Origin of the sequence: Lutibacter sp., from assembly GCF_016342705.1 — a bacterium.
GTDB lineage: Bacteria > Bacteroidota > Bacteroidia > Flavobacteriales > Flavobacteriaceae > Lutibacter.
On record NZ_JAEINV010000016.1, the window covers coordinates 24,689 to 40,810 of the forward strand.

11 protein-coding genes are annotated in these 16,122 nt (G+C 30.0%); 8 read left to right on the plus strand and 3 right to left on the minus strand.

What is annotated here, in order from left to right; genetic code table 11:
• Positions 1-66: 66 nt before the first annotated feature.
• Positions 67-2,457: a sodium-translocating pyrophosphatase gene (locus tag JEY78_RS13280; RefSeq protein WP_291852273.1), complete on the plus strand. Its 2,391-nt coding sequence runs from the start codon at positions 67-69 to the stop codon at positions 2,455-2,457.
• 320 nt (positions 2,458-2,777) lie between these two features.
• The gene (locus JEY78_RS13285; protein ID WP_291852276.1) at positions 2,778-5,219 is read left to right on the plus strand and encodes a sodium-translocating pyrophosphatase; all 2,442 of its coding nucleotides are present in this window, start codon (positions 2,778-2,780) and stop codon (positions 5,217-5,219) included.
• 83 nt (positions 5,220-5,302) lie between these two features.
• Here JEY78_RS13285 and JEY78_RS13290 read toward each other — a convergent pair whose 3' ends face one another.
• The 3 genes from JEY78_RS13290 to JEY78_RS13300 all read right to left on the minus strand — a co-directional run bounded on the left by JEY78_RS13290 (position 5,303) and on the right by JEY78_RS13300 (position 8,138).
• Positions 5,303-5,917: a deoxynucleoside kinase gene (locus JEY78_RS13290; protein WP_090225747.1), complete on the minus strand. Its 615-nt coding sequence runs from the start codon at positions 5,915-5,917 to the stop codon at positions 5,303-5,305.
• Positions 5,918-5,992: 75 nt separating this feature from the next.
• Complete coding sequence (locus JEY78_RS13295; protein ID WP_291852283.1) at positions 5,993-6,673, minus strand: response regulator transcription factor; 681 nt, start codon at positions 6,671-6,673, stop codon at positions 5,993-5,995.
• Positions 6,666-8,138 carry a HAMP domain-containing sensor histidine kinase gene (locus tag JEY78_RS13300; protein WP_291852287.1) on the minus strand — a complete coding sequence of 491 codons (1,473 nt, stop codon included), beginning with the start codon at positions 8,136-8,138 and terminating at the stop codon, positions 6,666-6,668. The genes JEY78_RS13295 and JEY78_RS13300 overlap by 8 nt, the downstream gene beginning before the upstream one ends.
• Before the next feature lie 126 nt (positions 8,139-8,264).
• Here JEY78_RS13300 and JEY78_RS13305 point away from each other — a divergent pair, with 126 nt between their 5' ends.
• From JEY78_RS13305 to JEY78_RS13330, 6 genes are all read left to right on the plus strand, one after another.
• Positions 8,265-9,131 (plus strand): GLPGLI family protein, encoded by an 867-nt coding sequence (locus JEY78_RS13305; RefSeq protein ID WP_291852290.1) that lies wholly within the window; start codon positions 8,265-8,267, stop codon positions 9,129-9,131.
• Between the two features lie 32 nt (positions 9,132-9,163).
• Positions 9,164-11,839 (plus strand): carboxypeptidase-like regulatory domain-containing protein, encoded by a 2,676-nt coding sequence (locus JEY78_RS13310; RefSeq protein WP_291852294.1) that lies wholly within the window; start codon positions 9,164-9,166, stop codon positions 11,837-11,839.
• Between the two features lie 20 nt (positions 11,840-11,859).
• Positions 11,860-12,375 carry a hypothetical protein gene (locus tag JEY78_RS13315; RefSeq protein ID WP_291852296.1) on the plus strand — a complete coding sequence of 172 codons (516 nt, stop codon included), beginning with the start codon at positions 11,860-11,862 and terminating at the stop codon, positions 12,373-12,375.
• Positions 12,376-12,568: 193 nt separating this feature from the next.
• Positions 12,569-13,033, plus strand: a complete 465-nt coding sequence (locus tag JEY78_RS13320) for a hypothetical protein (RefSeq protein ID WP_291852299.1) — start codon at positions 12,569-12,571, stop codon at positions 13,031-13,033.
• Positions 13,034-13,125: 92 nt separating this feature from the next.
• On the plus strand, positions 13,126-14,256 hold the full coding sequence (galK, locus tag JEY78_RS13325) for a galactokinase (RefSeq protein WP_291852302.1): 1,131 nt from the start codon (positions 13,126-13,128) through the stop codon (positions 14,254-14,256).
• Positions 14,257-14,448: 192 nt separating this feature from the next.
• Entirely contained in the window at positions 14,449-16,101 is a 1,653-nt protein-coding gene (locus JEY78_RS13330; RefSeq protein ID WP_291852305.1) for a sodium/sugar symporter, read from the plus strand.
• Positions 16,102-16,122 lie beyond the last annotated feature (21 nt).

Sequence of the window (16,122 nt, forward strand, 5' to 3'; positions counted from 1 at the left end):
TCCCATATTTGACTACATTTAGCGCACCAAAAATATTAATAACTAATTTAAAACTTAAATCAAAAAATGGAATTATTAGTAAATTATTTACCCTTGTTTGGGGTATTAGCACTTGTCTTTGTGTATTTAAAAAACAGATGGGTGACTAAACAAGATGCAGGGAATGAAAAAATGGCAAAAATCGCAAAGAATATTGCGGTAGGAGCTATGTCTTTTTTAAAAGCAGAGTATAAAGTATTGCTAATTTTTGTAGTAGCTGTAGCAATATTATTATTTTTAAAAGGAGATTATGAGGAAAACTCAAATGGAATGATTGCATTTTCATTTATTGTTGGCGCAATATGCTCAGCATTAGCAGGTTTTATTGGAATGCGTGTTGCAACAAAAGCAAATGTTAGAACAACACAGGCGGCTAGAACTTCATTAGGAAGAGCATTGGAAGTTGCTTTTGCTGGTGGATCAGTTATGGGAATGGGAGTTGTAGGCTTAGGTGTTTTAGGTTTAAGTAGCCTTTTTATGATGTACCAAATCTTGTGGCCAGGCGCTGAAAACTTATCTATGGTCCTTAATGTGCTTTCTGGTTTTTCATTAGGAGCCTCATCAATTGCATTATTTGCACGTGTTGGTGGTGGTATTTATACCAAAGCAGCTGATGTAGGTGCTGATTTAGTTGGAAAAGTTGAAGCTGGTATTCCAGAAGATCATCCATTAAATCCAGCTACAATTGCTGATAACGTTGGAGATAACGTTGGAGACGTTGCTGGTATGGGAGCAGATTTATTTGAATCGTATGTAGGTTCAATTATTGGTACAATGGTATTAGGAGCTTTAATTATTACGCCAGATTTTAATGGTTTAGGAGCTGTATATTTACCATTAGTATTGGCTGCGGTAGGTATTGTAATGTCAATTATTGGAACTTTTTTCGTGAAAGTAAGAGAAGGAGGAAATCCACATCACGCCTTGAATTTTGGTGAATTTGGATCAGGAGCATTAATGGTTGTTGCTTCTTATTTCGTTATTACTGGAATGTTACCTGAAACAATTGAAGGATTACCATTTGGTGCAAAAGGTGTTTTTTATGCTACATTGGCAGGTTTAGTTGCTGGTTTTGGAGTTGGAAAAGTAACAGAATTTTATACTGGCACAGGTACAATTCCTGTAAAATCTATAGTAAAACAATCTGAAACAGGTTCAGCAACAAATATTATTGCAGGTTTAGGTGTTGGTATGATGTCTACATTTATGCCAATTATTATGATTGCAGCAGCAATTATTTTATCACACTATTTTGCAGGATTATACGGTATTGCTATTGCTGCAGTTGGAATGTTAGCAAACACAGGAATTCAGTTGGCAGTTGATGCTTACGGTCCAATTTCTGATAATGCTGGTGGAATTGCTGAAATGGCGGAATTACCTAAAGAAGTTCGTCAGCGTACTGATAAATTAGATGCAGTTGGTAATACAACGGCAGCTATTGGAAAAGGATTTGCGATTGCTTCAGCTGCGTTAACTGCATTAGCGTTATTTGCAGCATATATGGCAACAGCAAATATATCTGCAATTGATGTTTCTAAGCCAGAAATTATGGCTGGATTGTTAGTAGGTGGAATGTTACCTTTTGTATTTTCTGCATTGTCTATGAAAGCCGTTGGTAGAGCAGCAATGGCAATGATTGAAGAGGTTCGTCGTCAGTTTAATGATATTCCAGAGTTAAAAGCAGCCTTAGTAGTTATGCGTAAGTATGACTCTGATATGTCAAAAGCTACTGAAGAAGATAGAAAAATATTTGATGCAGCTGATGGGTTTCCAGAATATGATAAATGTGTTGAAATTTCAACAGAAGCATCTATTAGAGAAATGGTGTTGCCTGGATTGTTAGCGTTAGTAGTTCCAGTAACTATTGGGTATATAGGTGGTGCTGAAATGTTAGGAGGTTTATTAGCAGGTGTTACTACTTGTGGTGTGTTAATGGCTATTTTCCAGTCTAATGCAGGTGGAGCTTGGGATAATGCTAAAAAAATGATTGAAGAGCAAGGAAGAAAAGGATCTGAAGCACATAAAGCCGCTGTAGTTGGAGATACTGTAGGAGATCCATTTAAAGATACTTCAGGACCTTCATTAAATATATTATTGAAATTAATGTCGGTTGTGGCATTGGTAATTGCACCAAGTATTGCTTTAGAAAAAAGTGATATTGGAGCATCAAATTATGAAGTGATTCCAACGGAAGTAATGGCAACTGATATTTCAAGAAATGTTGAAATTAAATTTGTATCAAATGATGATAATACTGTTACAGCAACAGTTGTTACTGCAATAAATGAAAATGGTATTAAAACAAGTCACGAAAAAGTATTTACAGGTTCAGAGGAGGAAGTTAATTCTCAAATTGAAAATTTAAAAAAGGAAGATTTTGGAAACTTAACAAATAAAACAATTCCAAAAAAATAGTTAAAAAAGTATCATAATTACTAATTTACAAACATAAAATGCTCGCTATTAGCGAGCATTTTATGTTTGTAATAAATAGAAATAAAATATAAATACGTTTAAAATTTTATGATTCTTCTTTGGTTATTAAAAAAATAGTATTTATTCAATATTAAATTATTAAATTTATACATTATTAACGACTAAATGGTATTATTTAAAATGGAGTATTTTAGTAATCTAATTTTAACTAGAGAAAATACAAGTACTTATTTTAATATTTTTAATTCCAATGTCTACCTGCCTTTAAAAACAATCACTAATCTTTATTTATATAACCAATGAAAAAAATTATTATAATTTTAGTTGTATTAATGTTTCCAATGCGCAGTATGGCAAGTGAAGCAGATCTTGTAATCCCAGATTCTATTAAGGATCAAACTATTTTATATTGGGGATTTTTAATAACCATAGCTGGGCTACTTTTTGGATTTTACCAATTTGTGCAAGTAAAAAAAATAAGAGCTCATAAATCTATGTTAGATGTTGCTCAGGTTATTTTTGAAACTTCAAAAACTTATTTAATTCAACAAGGAAAATTTATTCTAATTTTATTTGCATTTATAGGTACAGCAGTAGCTTTTTATTTTGGATTTTTATCAAAAGACCATGTCACTGGAGAGAACTTATTTGGAATAGGCGGCGTTTTGATGATTCTTGGATGGATGATTCTTGGAATTTTAGGATCTTATGCAGTAGCTTGGTTCGGAATAAGAATGAATACTTTAGCAAACTCGCGTATGGCTTTCGCTTCTTTGGAAAGAAAACCGATTAAATTATTAAATATTCCATTAAACGCAGGAATGAGTATTGGTGTAGTATTAATTTCTTTGGAATTATTATTAATGCTGATTATTCTTATGTTTGTTCCAGGAGAGTATGCAGGAGCTAGTTTTATTGGTTTTGCCATTGGAGAATCTTTAGGAGCTTCGGCTTTACGTATTGCAGGAGGTATTTTCACTAAGATTGCAGATATTGGTTCTGATTTAATGAAAGTAATATTTAAAATTGGTGAAGATGATCCACGAAATCCGGGTACTATTGCAGATTGCGTTGGTGATAATGCAGGAGATTCTGTTGGGCCAACAGCAGATGGTTTTGAAACCTATGGAGTTACCGGCGTTGCTTTAATTTCTTTTATTTTATTAGCGATTACGGATACTGCTTTGCAAACTCAACTATTAGTTTGGATTTTTGTAATGCGTATATTAATGATTATCACTTCAATTGTTTCTTATTGGATTAATGGAGCTATTACAAAAGTAAAATATAGTAATGTAGATGATTTGGATTTTGAAAAACCACTAACATCGTTGGTTTGGATTACATCTATATTATCTATGGTTGTAACCTTTGTTGCAAGTTATTTTTTAATTGGAGATATAGGGGATAGTTTATGGATTACTCTTTCAGTAATTATTAGTGCTGGTACGCTTGGTGCAGCGCTTATTCCAGAGTTCACAAAATTATTTACAAGCCCTAAATCTACTCACGTAAAGGAAGTTGTTGAAGCTTCAAAAGAAGGTGGAGCATCTCTTAATATTCTTTCCGGATTAGTAGCGGGTAATTTTAGCGCATTTTGGTTAGGGATGGTATTCTTTTTCTTGATGTTTGTTGCTTACTATGCTTCAACGTACGGTTTAGGTGAGATTATGATTTATCCATCTATTTTTGCTTTTGGATTAGTTGCTTTTGGTATGCTAGGTATGGGGCCAGTTACAATAGCTGTTGATAGTTATGGACCAGTAACTGACAATGCACAATCTATTTATGAATTATCTTTAATTGAAGAAGATGTTAAAGCCATTACTTCTGAAATTGAACGGGATTTTGGTTTTACTCCAGATTTTGAAAAGTCAAAATATTATTTAGAAGCAAATGATGGTGCTGGAAATACTTTTAAAGCAACAGCTAAACCAGTATTGATTGGTACAGCTGTGGTAGGTGCAACTACCATGATTTTTGCTTTGATTTTGGTAATTGAGCATTCATTAGGTATTAAACCAGAGCAAGTATTAAATTTATTGAATCCATTCACTATTTTTGGATTTTTATTAGGCGGAGCAGTTATTTATTGGTTCTCAGGAGCAAGTATTCAGGCTGTAACTACTGGGGCAAGTCAAGCGGTTGCTTATATTAAAGAAAATATTAATTTAGATCCTAATGCTCCTAAAAAGGCAGATGTAGAAAAATCTAGGGCAGTTGTTAAAATTTGTACGCAATATGCACAAAAAGGAATGTTAAATATTTTCATTGCAGTTTTCTCTTTTGCATTAGCATTTGCTTTCTTTTCTGCACCAACAGGAATTGTTGAAGGTATGAGTGAAGCAGATTTATTACTTGCTGCAGCACCTGTTTCATTATTTGTAAGTTACCTTATTTCTATTGCATTTTTCGGTTTGTATCAGGCTATTTTTATGGCAAATGCAGGTGGATCTTGGGATAATGCTAAAAAAGTAATTGAGGTAGATATGCAAGAAAAGGGAACTGATTTACATGCCGCTTCTGTTGTTGGAGATACTGTAGGTGATCCATTTAAAGATACTTCTTCTGTGGCACTTAATCCAATTATTAAATTCACAACATTATTTGGTTTATTAGCGATGGAAATTGCTATTTCTCCTTTATTTAGAGAGATTGCTCCTTATTTTGGTATTCTTTTCTTGGCTATAGCATTGTATTTTGTGTATAGATCATTCTATAAAATGCGTATTAATAGTTAATAATATTCTATGAAATAAAAAACGGGTTACTTTATGAAGTAACCCGTTTTCTATTTATAATTTTTTTTGAAATAAATTATTTCCTAAAATAAGCCGTTTATTTGGGCATCAATTTTATCAATAATTTTACCTAAATCCTCTTGATTTTCAACAAAATCTAAATTATCAACTTCAATAATCAATAAATTTCCTTTGTCATATTTTGTAATCCAAGCTTCATAGCGTTCATTTAATCTGCTTAAATAATCAATACTAATAGAGTTTTCATAATCTCTTCCTCTTTTATGAATTTGACCAACTAACGTAGAAATTGAAGCTCTTAAATAAATTAATAAATCTGGGGGAGAAACTAATCTCTCCATTAATTCAAATAAAGATTCATAATTTGTGTAATCTCTATTTGGCATTAAACCCATTGCATGTAAGTTTGGCGCAAAAATTCGGGCATCTTCATAAATAGTTCTATCCTGAATAATATTTTTACCACTTTCTCTAATTTCTAATATTTGGCGAAAGCGACTATTTAAAAAATACACTTGTAAATTAAATGACCAACGCTCCATTTCACTATAAAAGTCATCTAAATACGGATTGCCTTCAACAGATTCATAATGTGGTTCCCATTTATAATGTTTGGCTAAAAGTTTGGTTAGGGTGGTTTTACCTGCTCCAATATTACCAGCGATGGCTACGTGCATATTTTAGATTTTAGTGATAATGAAAACGCTAAAATACTTAATTTTTTCGTGAATTAGCAATACAATTTTAACGCATTAATAAATCAGTTTGTATCCGAATCCTCGAACGTTTATAATTTGTATAGCAGGATCGCTTTTTAATTTTTTTCGAAGTTTAGTTATAAACACATCCATACTACGTGCATTAAAAAAATCATCATCACCCCATAATTTTTTCAGAATGAAGGAACGTTCCAAAACTTGATTATTATTTTTTATTAAGTAATAGAGTAAGTTAGCTTCTCTATGTGTTAAATTTTCTGTTGTTTTATGAAATGTTAATGTTTGCTTTTTTAAATTAAAAACAAATTCGCCAAATGCAATGGTTTCAGAGGTTATTTCATTTTGTCCTCTTTTAAGTAAAGCGTTAATTCTTACAATTAACTCTTCCATACTAAAAGGTTTTTTTAAATAGTCGTTTCCACCAATATTAAAGCCTTCTACAACATCTTCTGTTTGTGATTTAGCTGTTAAAAATATAATTGGAATGTTTGGGTTTTCTTGTCTAATTTCTTTGGCAAGTGTAAAACCGTCTTTTTTTGGCATCATTACATCTAAAACTAGTAATAATGGTTTTTCAAGTTTATAAACTTTATAGGCTTCTTCGCCGTTTGCACATAATAGCACTTCAAAGTTGCGAGTTTCTAAACTTTCTTTAATAATTTGGCCTAATGATGGTTCGTCTTCAGCCAATAATATTTTTACAGTATTACTCATTTGGGAGTGTTATTTTAAACAGCGTGTTATTGTTTTTATCATAAATAATTTGAACTTCACCACCATGTTTTTCAATTATTTTTTTGGTATAATATAAGCCAATTCCAAAACCTTTTACATTGTGTGTATTGCCCGTTGGTATTCTGTAAAATTGCTCAAAAACTTTGTCTTTTTGTGCTTTATGAATACCATTTCCATTGTCTTTTATGAGTAAAATACATTGGTTTTTTGAAGATTCTAATTCAACAGTAATTGTATTTCCACCATATTTTATGGCATTATCAATAATATTTCCAATGGCATTTTCAAAATGAAAAACATCTAAATTTAAAACTAAATTTGAAGCGTTATTAATAAATTTGAATATTTTTTCGGCGTTTATTAATTTATATTTATCAATAGTAGTTTCTATAACTTCGGCAACAGTAACAAGCTCTTTTGTGAGTGTTAAAGACTCGTGGTTTAAAGCTGCAGTTTCCAATATTTTCTCCACCATTAAACTCAACTTTCCAACTTGAGAATTTGCCATCTCAATATATTTTTCCGATTTTGCTTTATCATTTAAGGCATTAAAGTTTTTCATAGCTTCTAAAGCTGTAGAAATGGTGGCAATTGGTGTTTTAAATTCGTGAGTTATATTGTTTATTAAATCGTTTTTTACTTCGGCTAATTGTTTTTGTTTATAAATTGTTTTTAACAAATAAACTAAACTTGCAATAATGCTAATAGAAAGTAATAATGATAATAAAATACTTATAAATGAGTTTCTTAATAAAATTTTGGTTTCATTAGTAAATAATAATTCTAAATTACTGTGGTGCGGTAAGAATGTTGATTTTGAGGATGTTACAAGGTGTTTTTTTGGAAAATGTTCTAGATTAAATCCAGATGTTTTTTCAATTAAACTATCATCAAAAACACGTTGTTTGTAGTTGTATTTTAGGGCGTAGTTTACATTAAGCTTATGGCGCTTAAATTCTTCAGATAAATAGGAATCTAATTTGGTTAAATCTAAAGTATCTCTAGATATTGATATAAATACTTTTGAAATTAAGCTATCTATATTTTTTGGAATAGAACTTCTATTATAAGTAACAAAAGGGTAGTTGTCATTATTAGGGCCTTTTATTAAAAGAGGTTTTTTATTTTCTTGTTTAGCAATGTTTTGAAGTGTGCTATCCACTTTTTTTCGCAAATCCCAACGCGAATTATTTTTTACAACAATGGTATCTGAAATTTTCTTTGATTTTCCAGCTTCTGTAGAAGTATAAGTAATGATTCCAGATTTAGTTAAATTGGCAAAATAAGCTTCAACAGAATTATCTAAACTAAATTGAACTTTACTTATTAAATTCTGCTTATTAATTTCATATTCTCGGTAATTCCAATATACTTGAACCATAATTGTAATAATAATGGTCAACGCAATAAAATATACTACCAATTTGTAATTAGCCTTATTCATAATAACAAAGTTAAGTACATAATTTGTATTATTCTAGCCAGTTAACAATAGTTAACACTCTTTAACTGATTGTTGTGGAATAACCTGATATATTTGTATTGAAATTATTTATAAATAAATTAAAATATGAAAAATTACATTTTAAAATACATAACCGTTTTTACATTACTTTTTGGAACTTCTATTACTGCTCAAAATTTTCAGGGAATGGCTGTTTATCAAACAAAATCTAAAATGTCTATGGATTTGGCTGGTTCTGGAATTCCAGCAGATAGAATTAAAATGATTGAAGAGCGAATGAAAAATATGCTAGAAAAAACATATGTATTAACGTTTGATAAATCGGCATCTATTTATAAAGAAGAACAAAAATTAGATCAAACAGGCGGAGGTCCTGGCGGAGGAATGCGTTTTATGATGGTGGGTGGTGGAGCTTCTGGTGATTATTATAAAAATACCCAAACTAAAACATCTACAAAAGAAAATGAGTTTAGCGGTAAAAACTTTTTAGTGAAAGATAATTTGGTGACTTACAATTGGAAAATGGAACAAGAAACCAAAATGATTGGTCAAAATATGTGTTTTAAGGCAACAACAATTGTTGAAATGCCAGTAAGAAATACATCTTTTAACTTTAGAAGACCTGAAGATAGAAAGGAAGAAGAAAAAGAACCTGAAGAACCAAAAATGGAAGCTGTAATTGTAACAGCTTGGTATACATTAGATATTCCTGTAAGTCACGGGCCTGGAGATTATTGGGGTTTGCCAGGTTTAATTTTAGAAATAAGTTATGCTGAAACTAATATTTTATGCACTAAAATTGTGATGAATCCTAAAGAGAAAAGCGTAATTAGTGAACCAAATAAAGGGAAAGTTGTAACGCAAGAAGAATATGATACTATTTTAAAAGAAAAAATGACAGAGATGCGTGAACGTATGCAAAATGAGCGACAAAAAAGCGGTAATGACGGTCATTTTAGAATGAGAGGTTAATTTTTTATCATTTTCAAATTCAAATTAAATTCATGAAAAACGCAGCGTTTTTATTTTTAGCATTCTTTCCTATAATAATGTTTTCACAAAATGTAAAACTTGAAGGCATTGTAAAAGATGCAAGTGGAAACCCTTTAGAAATGGCCAATGTAATTGCCTTTAAAAAAGGAACCAATTTTTTACAATCGTATTCAATAACAGATTCAAAAGGGAATTATAAATTATCATTAGAAGATGGAGAGTCTTATAATTTAAAAGTAAGTTATTTGGGCTATAACACAAAAAATGTTGAAATTGTAATAATTCCACAATCTAAAGATAGAGTAGAAAATATTACCTTAGAAGAAGCCAACGAATCTTTAAATCAAGTAGAGATTACTTATGAAATGCCTGTAAAAATTGTTGGAGATACCATTGTTTATAATTCCGATTCTTTTACAAATGGTACCGAAAAAAAGTTAGAAGATGTGCTTAAAAAATTACCAGGAGTAGAAATTGATGATAACGGAGAAGTAGAAGTTGAAGGTAAAAAAGTGGTAAAAGTTTTAGTTGAGGGGAAAGAATTTTTTGATGGAGACTCTAAAGTGGCAACACAAAATATTCCAGCAAGCGCTATTGATAAAATTCAAGTGCTTAAAAATTACAACGAAGTTTCTGGAATGAAAGGCGTTACCAATAACGAAGATAATATAGCTATAAATATTAAATTAAAAGCAGGTAAAAAGCGTTTTTGGTTTGGTGAAGTAAATTCTGGTGTTGGAGATAATGAAAAATATTTAGCCAAACCAAAATTGTTTTATTATAGTCCAGAAAAAAGCATCAACATTTTAGCTGATGTTAATAATATTGGTGAAGCTCCGTTTACAATGCGAGATTATTTCCGATTTACAGGTGGTTTACGTGGCGGAATGCGTGGAAGTGGAACTAGTTTTAATGTGTCATCTGGCGGTTTAGGATTTATGACTGCTCAAAACAATAAAGCTGAAGAAATAATCTCAAAATTTGGCGCGCTTAACTTTGGTTTATCACCAAAAAAGAACCTCGATTTTAACGGTTTTGCTATTGTAAATGATTCCAAAACAAATATGTTTACAAACTCAAACACAGTTTATAATAAACTAAATTTAACCGAAGATTCAGCTAATAAAGCTACCCAAGGAAGCAAATTAGGAATGCTAAAATTTAGCACTACTTACAAGCCAAATACCAATGTGCATATAGATTATGATATTTTTGGAAAAATTTCTGAACAAACAGAATTACAAGATGTTACCTCCACAAGTAGAAGTGCCGATACTTACAAAGAAGAAAAACCATTTTCTGTAAATCAAAACTTTAATTTGTATTATACCATTGATGAAAAAAATATTTTCTCGGCAGAAATGCAGCATTTATATCAAAAGGATAAACCATTGTATAATTCATCAGCCACAACGCAACCTTTTGTAATTATTCCAACGGCTAATGCTGAGAGTATTTTTGATATAATTCAAAATAAAAAATTAAGCACCAATAAGTTAGATGCTAAATTTGACTATTATTATTTATTAACACCAAAAAGCAATATCAATATTTCTTTAGGAACAACGTTTAGTAAGCAAAATTTAAGATCGCATATTTCTCAAAATTTAGATAATGAAACAGTGTTAGATTTTAATGATAGCACTTTAAATAATGATGTAGATTTCAATTTTTCCGATATATTTTTAGGAGTTCATTACAAAATGGTTTCAGGTATTTTCACTTTTAATCCAGGAGTTAGTTTGCATCAATATGCAACAAAAGACACGCAATTAGGAACTGAAAATAAAGATACACAAACAAAATTATTACCAGATGTTTATGCAAATTTACAATTTAAATCTTCTGAAAGTTTACGATTCAATTATACAATGTCTACACAATTTTCTGATGTAGATAATATAAATGAAGGATATATTTTAGCTAATTACAAATCGTTAACAAAAGGAAATAGAGATTTAGAAAATGCTTTGTATCACAAATATTCATTGAGTTATTTTAGTTTTAGTATGTTTTCATTTACCAATATAAATGCTTCGGTTAATTATACTAAAAAAGAAAATGGCGTAAAAAATAATACGCAATTGGTTGGAATTGATAGAATATCATATCCTGTAAATTCTAATTTAGCAGATGAAACAATGTCTGCATATTTTAGATACGGCAAAACATATAGCCGATTAAAAACTAATTTAACTGCAAATATTTCAAACTCAACGTTTAATAATATTGTGAATGATGAAGAAATTAAATCAAAATCAGTTTCACAAAGTTATCAAGGTAGTGTAGCAACAAAATTTAAAAATGCGCCAAATTTTGAAATCGGTTACGAGAAATCATTTAACAATTACACCAATTCAAATAGTGAAACAGACAGACCTTTTGCAAATATTGAAATCTCATTTTTAAAGAGCTTCATTTTTACATCAGATTATAGTTATTACAATTACAAAAACACTTTTGAAAACTCTAATAACAAAACAAAAAACACGTATTCATTTTTAAATGCTAATTTATATTATCAGGAAAAAGATAGTAAATGGGAATTTAAACTATCGGCTAGTAATTTAACAAATAACAAGTCTATAAATACAGATAGTTATAATGAAATTTCCGATAGCAACGCAACATCTGTGTATTTTGTTCAACCACGTTTATATCTACTTTCAGTAAAATATAATTTATAAAAACCGCCACATTATTATTTATGAAAAATCAAAAATCTACCCAATTTTATATGAGAATTGTACACCGTTATTTGGGTTTTTTCCTAGCAGGAATAATGACTGTTTATGCCTTGAGCGGAGTTTTACTCATCTTTAGAACAACAGATTTTTTAAAAACTGAAAATCTGGAAAATACAAAGTTATTACCATCTTTAACCATAAATGAAGTAGGAAAAGCTTTAAAAATTAAAGATATTGAACTAATAAAAGCAGAAAATAGTATTTATTATTTTAAAAATGGCAGCTATAATACTCAAACTGGAGCAGCAGAATTTACATCTAAAAAGTTGCCTTATGTATTGGATAAAATGTCACATTTACATAAAGCATCAACAAATGAACCTTTATATTGGCTAAATATTTTCTTCGGCGTTTCCCTGTTGTTTTTTGCAATTTCTTCGTTCTGGATGTTTTTACCAAAAACCAAAACTTTTAAAAAAGGATTGTATTACACATTGGGAGGCATAATTTTAACCTTAATTATGCTATTTATATAAATAGAATACGTAAAATTCGGGCATTCCCTTTCAGGTCGGGCTATTGCACTCGCTTTTTGCTGAGAAAAACAGCAAAAGAGCTCAAACAAAGCGCTATCCCTAATGCAAATAAAAACGTAACTTTAGTAAAATAACGAGTTTCGTTTATTAAATTTTAGAATTTATAGACTAATTTTATGAGCAAATTTATAGGATGTCAAATTATTTCAGATTGGTTATTTTAAGTTGTTTTGTTAGCGTTTTTGCAACATCATTTGGGCAAAATAATTCAGAAAACAATCAAATAAATGCAACTATTTTTACAAAATTTAATACGTTTTTTGAGAAAGAGATTAAAAATCAAGGGATAAAAGGCGATTGGATTTTTAAATTAAATGAAATAACAGGACTACATAATTTTGATTTTAATAACGACGAATTATTAGATGTATTTATAGAATTTAATGCCATTCCCATTGAAGGTGGTGGTGTAACTTATTTTTACGCAGTTCTTTTTCAGAATATTAATAATGCGAACTACAAATTAATAAATTATTTAGAGAGTGATAATTTAATTTTTAAACAATATACTGACGATAATTATATTTTTTTTAATAGAAAAACGAATGTGAATATAAACTTTAAACTAATCAATTTTAAATTTGTACAAATATTGTAATATTTTATTAATTCAATTAAAATATTAAAAATATTTAGTAAGTTAGCTGTTTAAAAATAAATGTAAAAAAGACATTTAATATCCAAGATAAGATGAACTTACAAAACGAGATTTACGATTTAATAATTGACTCTCCAGGAAGAATTAACATTATTGGTGAGCATACAGATTATAATAATGGATTTGTTTTACCTACTGCCATTGATAAAAAAATTAGGTTTAAATTTAGAAAAAACAATTCACTAAATATTTGTAATGTTCATAGTGCAAATTTTAATACAAGTTTTTCTTTTGATTTAAAAGCTGTTAAGCCAAGCACTCAACAATGGGAAAATTATATTTTAGGAGTAATTCACGAAATTCAAATTTTATCAAATAATTTAAGTGGTTTTGACTGTGTTTTAGATAGTGATATTCCGGTAGGATCTGGGATTAGTTCTTCTGCGGCATTAGAATGCGGTGTAGCTTTTGGCTTAAATGAATTGTTTAATTTAGGACTTTCTAAATTAACAATAGTTGAAATTGGGCAAAGAGCAGAACATAATTATGTAGGGACAAAATGTGGAATAATGGATCAATTTGCCTCAGTGATGAGTAAAGAAGGTCATGTAATTTTATTAGATTGTCAATCATTAGATTTTGAGTACGTTCCAATTAAAATTGAACCTTATAAAATAGTGTTGTTAAATACAAATGTGTCACATAATTTAGCGTCAGGCGAGTATAATATTAGAAGAAAACAATGTGAGGATGGAGTTAGAATTATTAAAAAGAAATATCCAAAAGTAAATTCATTGAGAGATGTTTCTCCAGAGATGTTAGCTGAATTTAAAATGGATTTGGATGCTCTTGTTTTTAATAGGTGTTCTTATGTTGTAAATGAAAAAGTACGTGTTCTTGAAACGGTAGAGGCGCTGAAAAAAAATAAATTAGATCTTGTTGGTCAAAACATGTACAAAACGCATGAAGGTTTGTCCAAATTGTATGAAGTTAGTTGTCCAGAATTAGATTTCTTAGTAGATTATTCAAAAAAATTTATTGAAGTTATTGGTGCGCGTGTTATGGGAGGTGGATTTGGAGGTTGTACAATTAACATTGTTCATAAAGATTTTATGGAGCAGTTTATAAATAGAGCTTCAAAAGTATATTTTGAAAAGTTTAATATTAAATTAACAGCTTTTGAGGCAATGCCAAGTGGAGGAACTTCAATTGTAAATCAGTAGAACTAAAAAACAATGAATTTTTAAAAAAAAACTAATCCATCTTTTTTTTTAATGAATAATGTTTAAATTCGCTTTGGTTTATTAAAAAAATCGTTTTCCTACAAAAATTGTAATTTCATATTATAGTTTTAAGAGGATTTTAAAATATAAAATTTTATTAAAAAGAAATTAAACTAAACTATATATAAAATTATGACTACACATTTCGAATTCTGGGATTATTTCATATTTATAGCCTACGCTGTTTTAATACTAGGTGTGGGTTTATGGGTTTCCAGAGATAAACAAGGCCATGAAAAAAATGCAGAAGATTATTTCTTGGCAAGTAAATCTTTGCCTTGGTGGGCAATTGGAGCATCATTAATAGCTGCAAATATTTCAGCAGAGCAATTTATTGGAATGTCAGGCTCCGGATTTGCTTTAGGTTTGGCAATTGCATCTTATGAATGGATGGCAGCCATAACTTTAATTATAGTGGGTAAATATTTTTTACCAATTTTTATTGAAAAAGGATTGTATACAATTCCAGAATTTGTTGAAAAACGATTTTCAACTAATTTAAAAACTATATTAGCTGTATTTTGGATTGGTTTATACGTGTTTGTAAACTTAGCTTCTGTACTATATTTAGGTAGTTTGGCGTTGGAAACTATTATGGGAATTCCAATGGTTTATGGAGTTCTTGGTTTAGCATTATTTGCTGCCGCATATTCTTTATATGGAGGACTTTCAGCAGTTGCTTGGACAGATGTTATTCAAGTTATATTTTTAGTATTAGGTGGATTGGTTACAACCTATATTGCTTTAAATACAGTTTCTGATGGGCAAGGAGTAATTGCTGGCGCTAAAACTATTTATGAAGCTGCACCAGAGCGTTTTGCAATGATTTTTGATGAGTCAAATACTTATTATGATATGTTACCTGGAATTGGAGTTTTAATTGGAGGAATGTGGGTTGCCAATTTATATTATTGGGGATTCAATCAATATATCATTCAAAGAACTTTAGCGGCAAAATCATTAAGAGAAGCTCAAAAAGGTATTTTATTAGCTGCAGGATTAAAGTTGATAATTCCATTAATTGTTGTTATTCCTGGAATTGCAGCGTATGTAATGGTTAATGATCCAGAAATTATGGCAAGATTAGGTGCCGGATCATTACATAATTTACCAACATTAGATCAAGCTGATAAAGCGTATCCTTGGTTGTTGCAATTTTTACCAACAGGAATGAAGGGAATTGCATTTGCAGCCTTGGCAGCAGCAATTGTATCGTCTTTAGCTTCTATGCTAAATTCTACATCTACAATTTTTACAATGGATATTTATAAACAATATATCAATCCAACAGCAAGTGATAAAACTACTGTTAATGTAGGTAGAATTTCGGCGGCTGTAGCATTATTAATAGGAAGTATTATGGCTCCATTGTTAGGAGGGATTGATCAAGCTTTTCAATTTATACAAGAGTATACAGGAATTGTGAGTCCTGGTATTTTAGCAGTGTTTATGTTAGGTTTATTCTGGAAGAAAACAACAAATAGAGCTGCTATTGTTGGAGCTTTAGTTTCAATTCCAATTGCAATGTACTTTAAAGTTGCACCAAACGGATGGTCTGAAAGTATGCTATTTGTAAATATTCCATTTATGGATCAAATGGCGTATACTGTATTATTAACAATGATAGTAATTGGCGCAGTTAGTTTGTTACAAAATAAAGGAAAAGATGATGCAAAAGGAATTCCTATAACCAAGCAATTATTTAAAACATCACCAACATTTAATATTGGAGCATTTGCAATTATGATTATTTTAGTTGCGTTGTATGCTATGTTTTGGAATTAATATTTAAATTTTGTTGTAAAA

Excerpts from the sequence above, each read along its gene's own strand:
- JEY78_RS13305 (WP_291852290.1), top strand. The coding sequence starts at position 8,265 with ATGAAAAATTACATTTTAAAATACATAACCGTTTTTACATTACTTTTT.
- JEY78_RS13280 (WP_291852273.1), top strand. The coding sequence starts at position 67 with ATGGAATTATTAGTAAATTATTTACCCTTGTTTGGGGTATTAGCACTT.
- JEY78_RS13285 (WP_291852276.1), top strand. The coding sequence starts at position 2,778 with ATGAAAAAAATTATTATAATTTTAGTTGTATTAATGTTTCCAATGCGC.
- JEY78_RS13295 (WP_291852283.1), bottom strand. The coding sequence starts at position 6,673 with ATGAGTAATACTGTAAAAATATTATTGGCTGAAGACGAACCATCATTA.
- galK (WP_291852302.1), top strand. The coding sequence starts at position 13,126 with ATGAACTTACAAAACGAGATTTACGATTTAATAATTGACTCTCCAGGA.
- JEY78_RS13310 (WP_291852294.1), top strand. The coding sequence starts at position 9,164 with ATGAAAAACGCAGCGTTTTTATTTTTAGCATTCTTTCCTATAATAATG.
- JEY78_RS13315 (WP_291852296.1), top strand. The coding sequence starts at position 11,860 with ATGAAAAATCAAAAATCTACCCAATTTTATATGAGAATTGTACACCGT.
- JEY78_RS13330 (WP_291852305.1), top strand. The coding sequence starts at position 14,449 with ATGACTACACATTTCGAATTCTGGGATTATTTCATATTTATAGCCTAC.
- JEY78_RS13290 (WP_090225747.1), bottom strand. The coding sequence starts at position 5,917 with ATGCACGTAGCCATCGCTGGTAATATTGGAGCAGGTAAAACCACCCTA.
- JEY78_RS13300 (WP_291852287.1), bottom strand. The coding sequence starts at position 8,138 with ATGAATAAGGCTAATTACAAATTGGTAGTATATTTTATTGCGTTGACC.
- JEY78_RS13320 (WP_291852299.1), top strand. The coding sequence starts at position 12,569 with ATGTCAAATTATTTCAGATTGGTTATTTTAAGTTGTTTTGTTAGCGTT.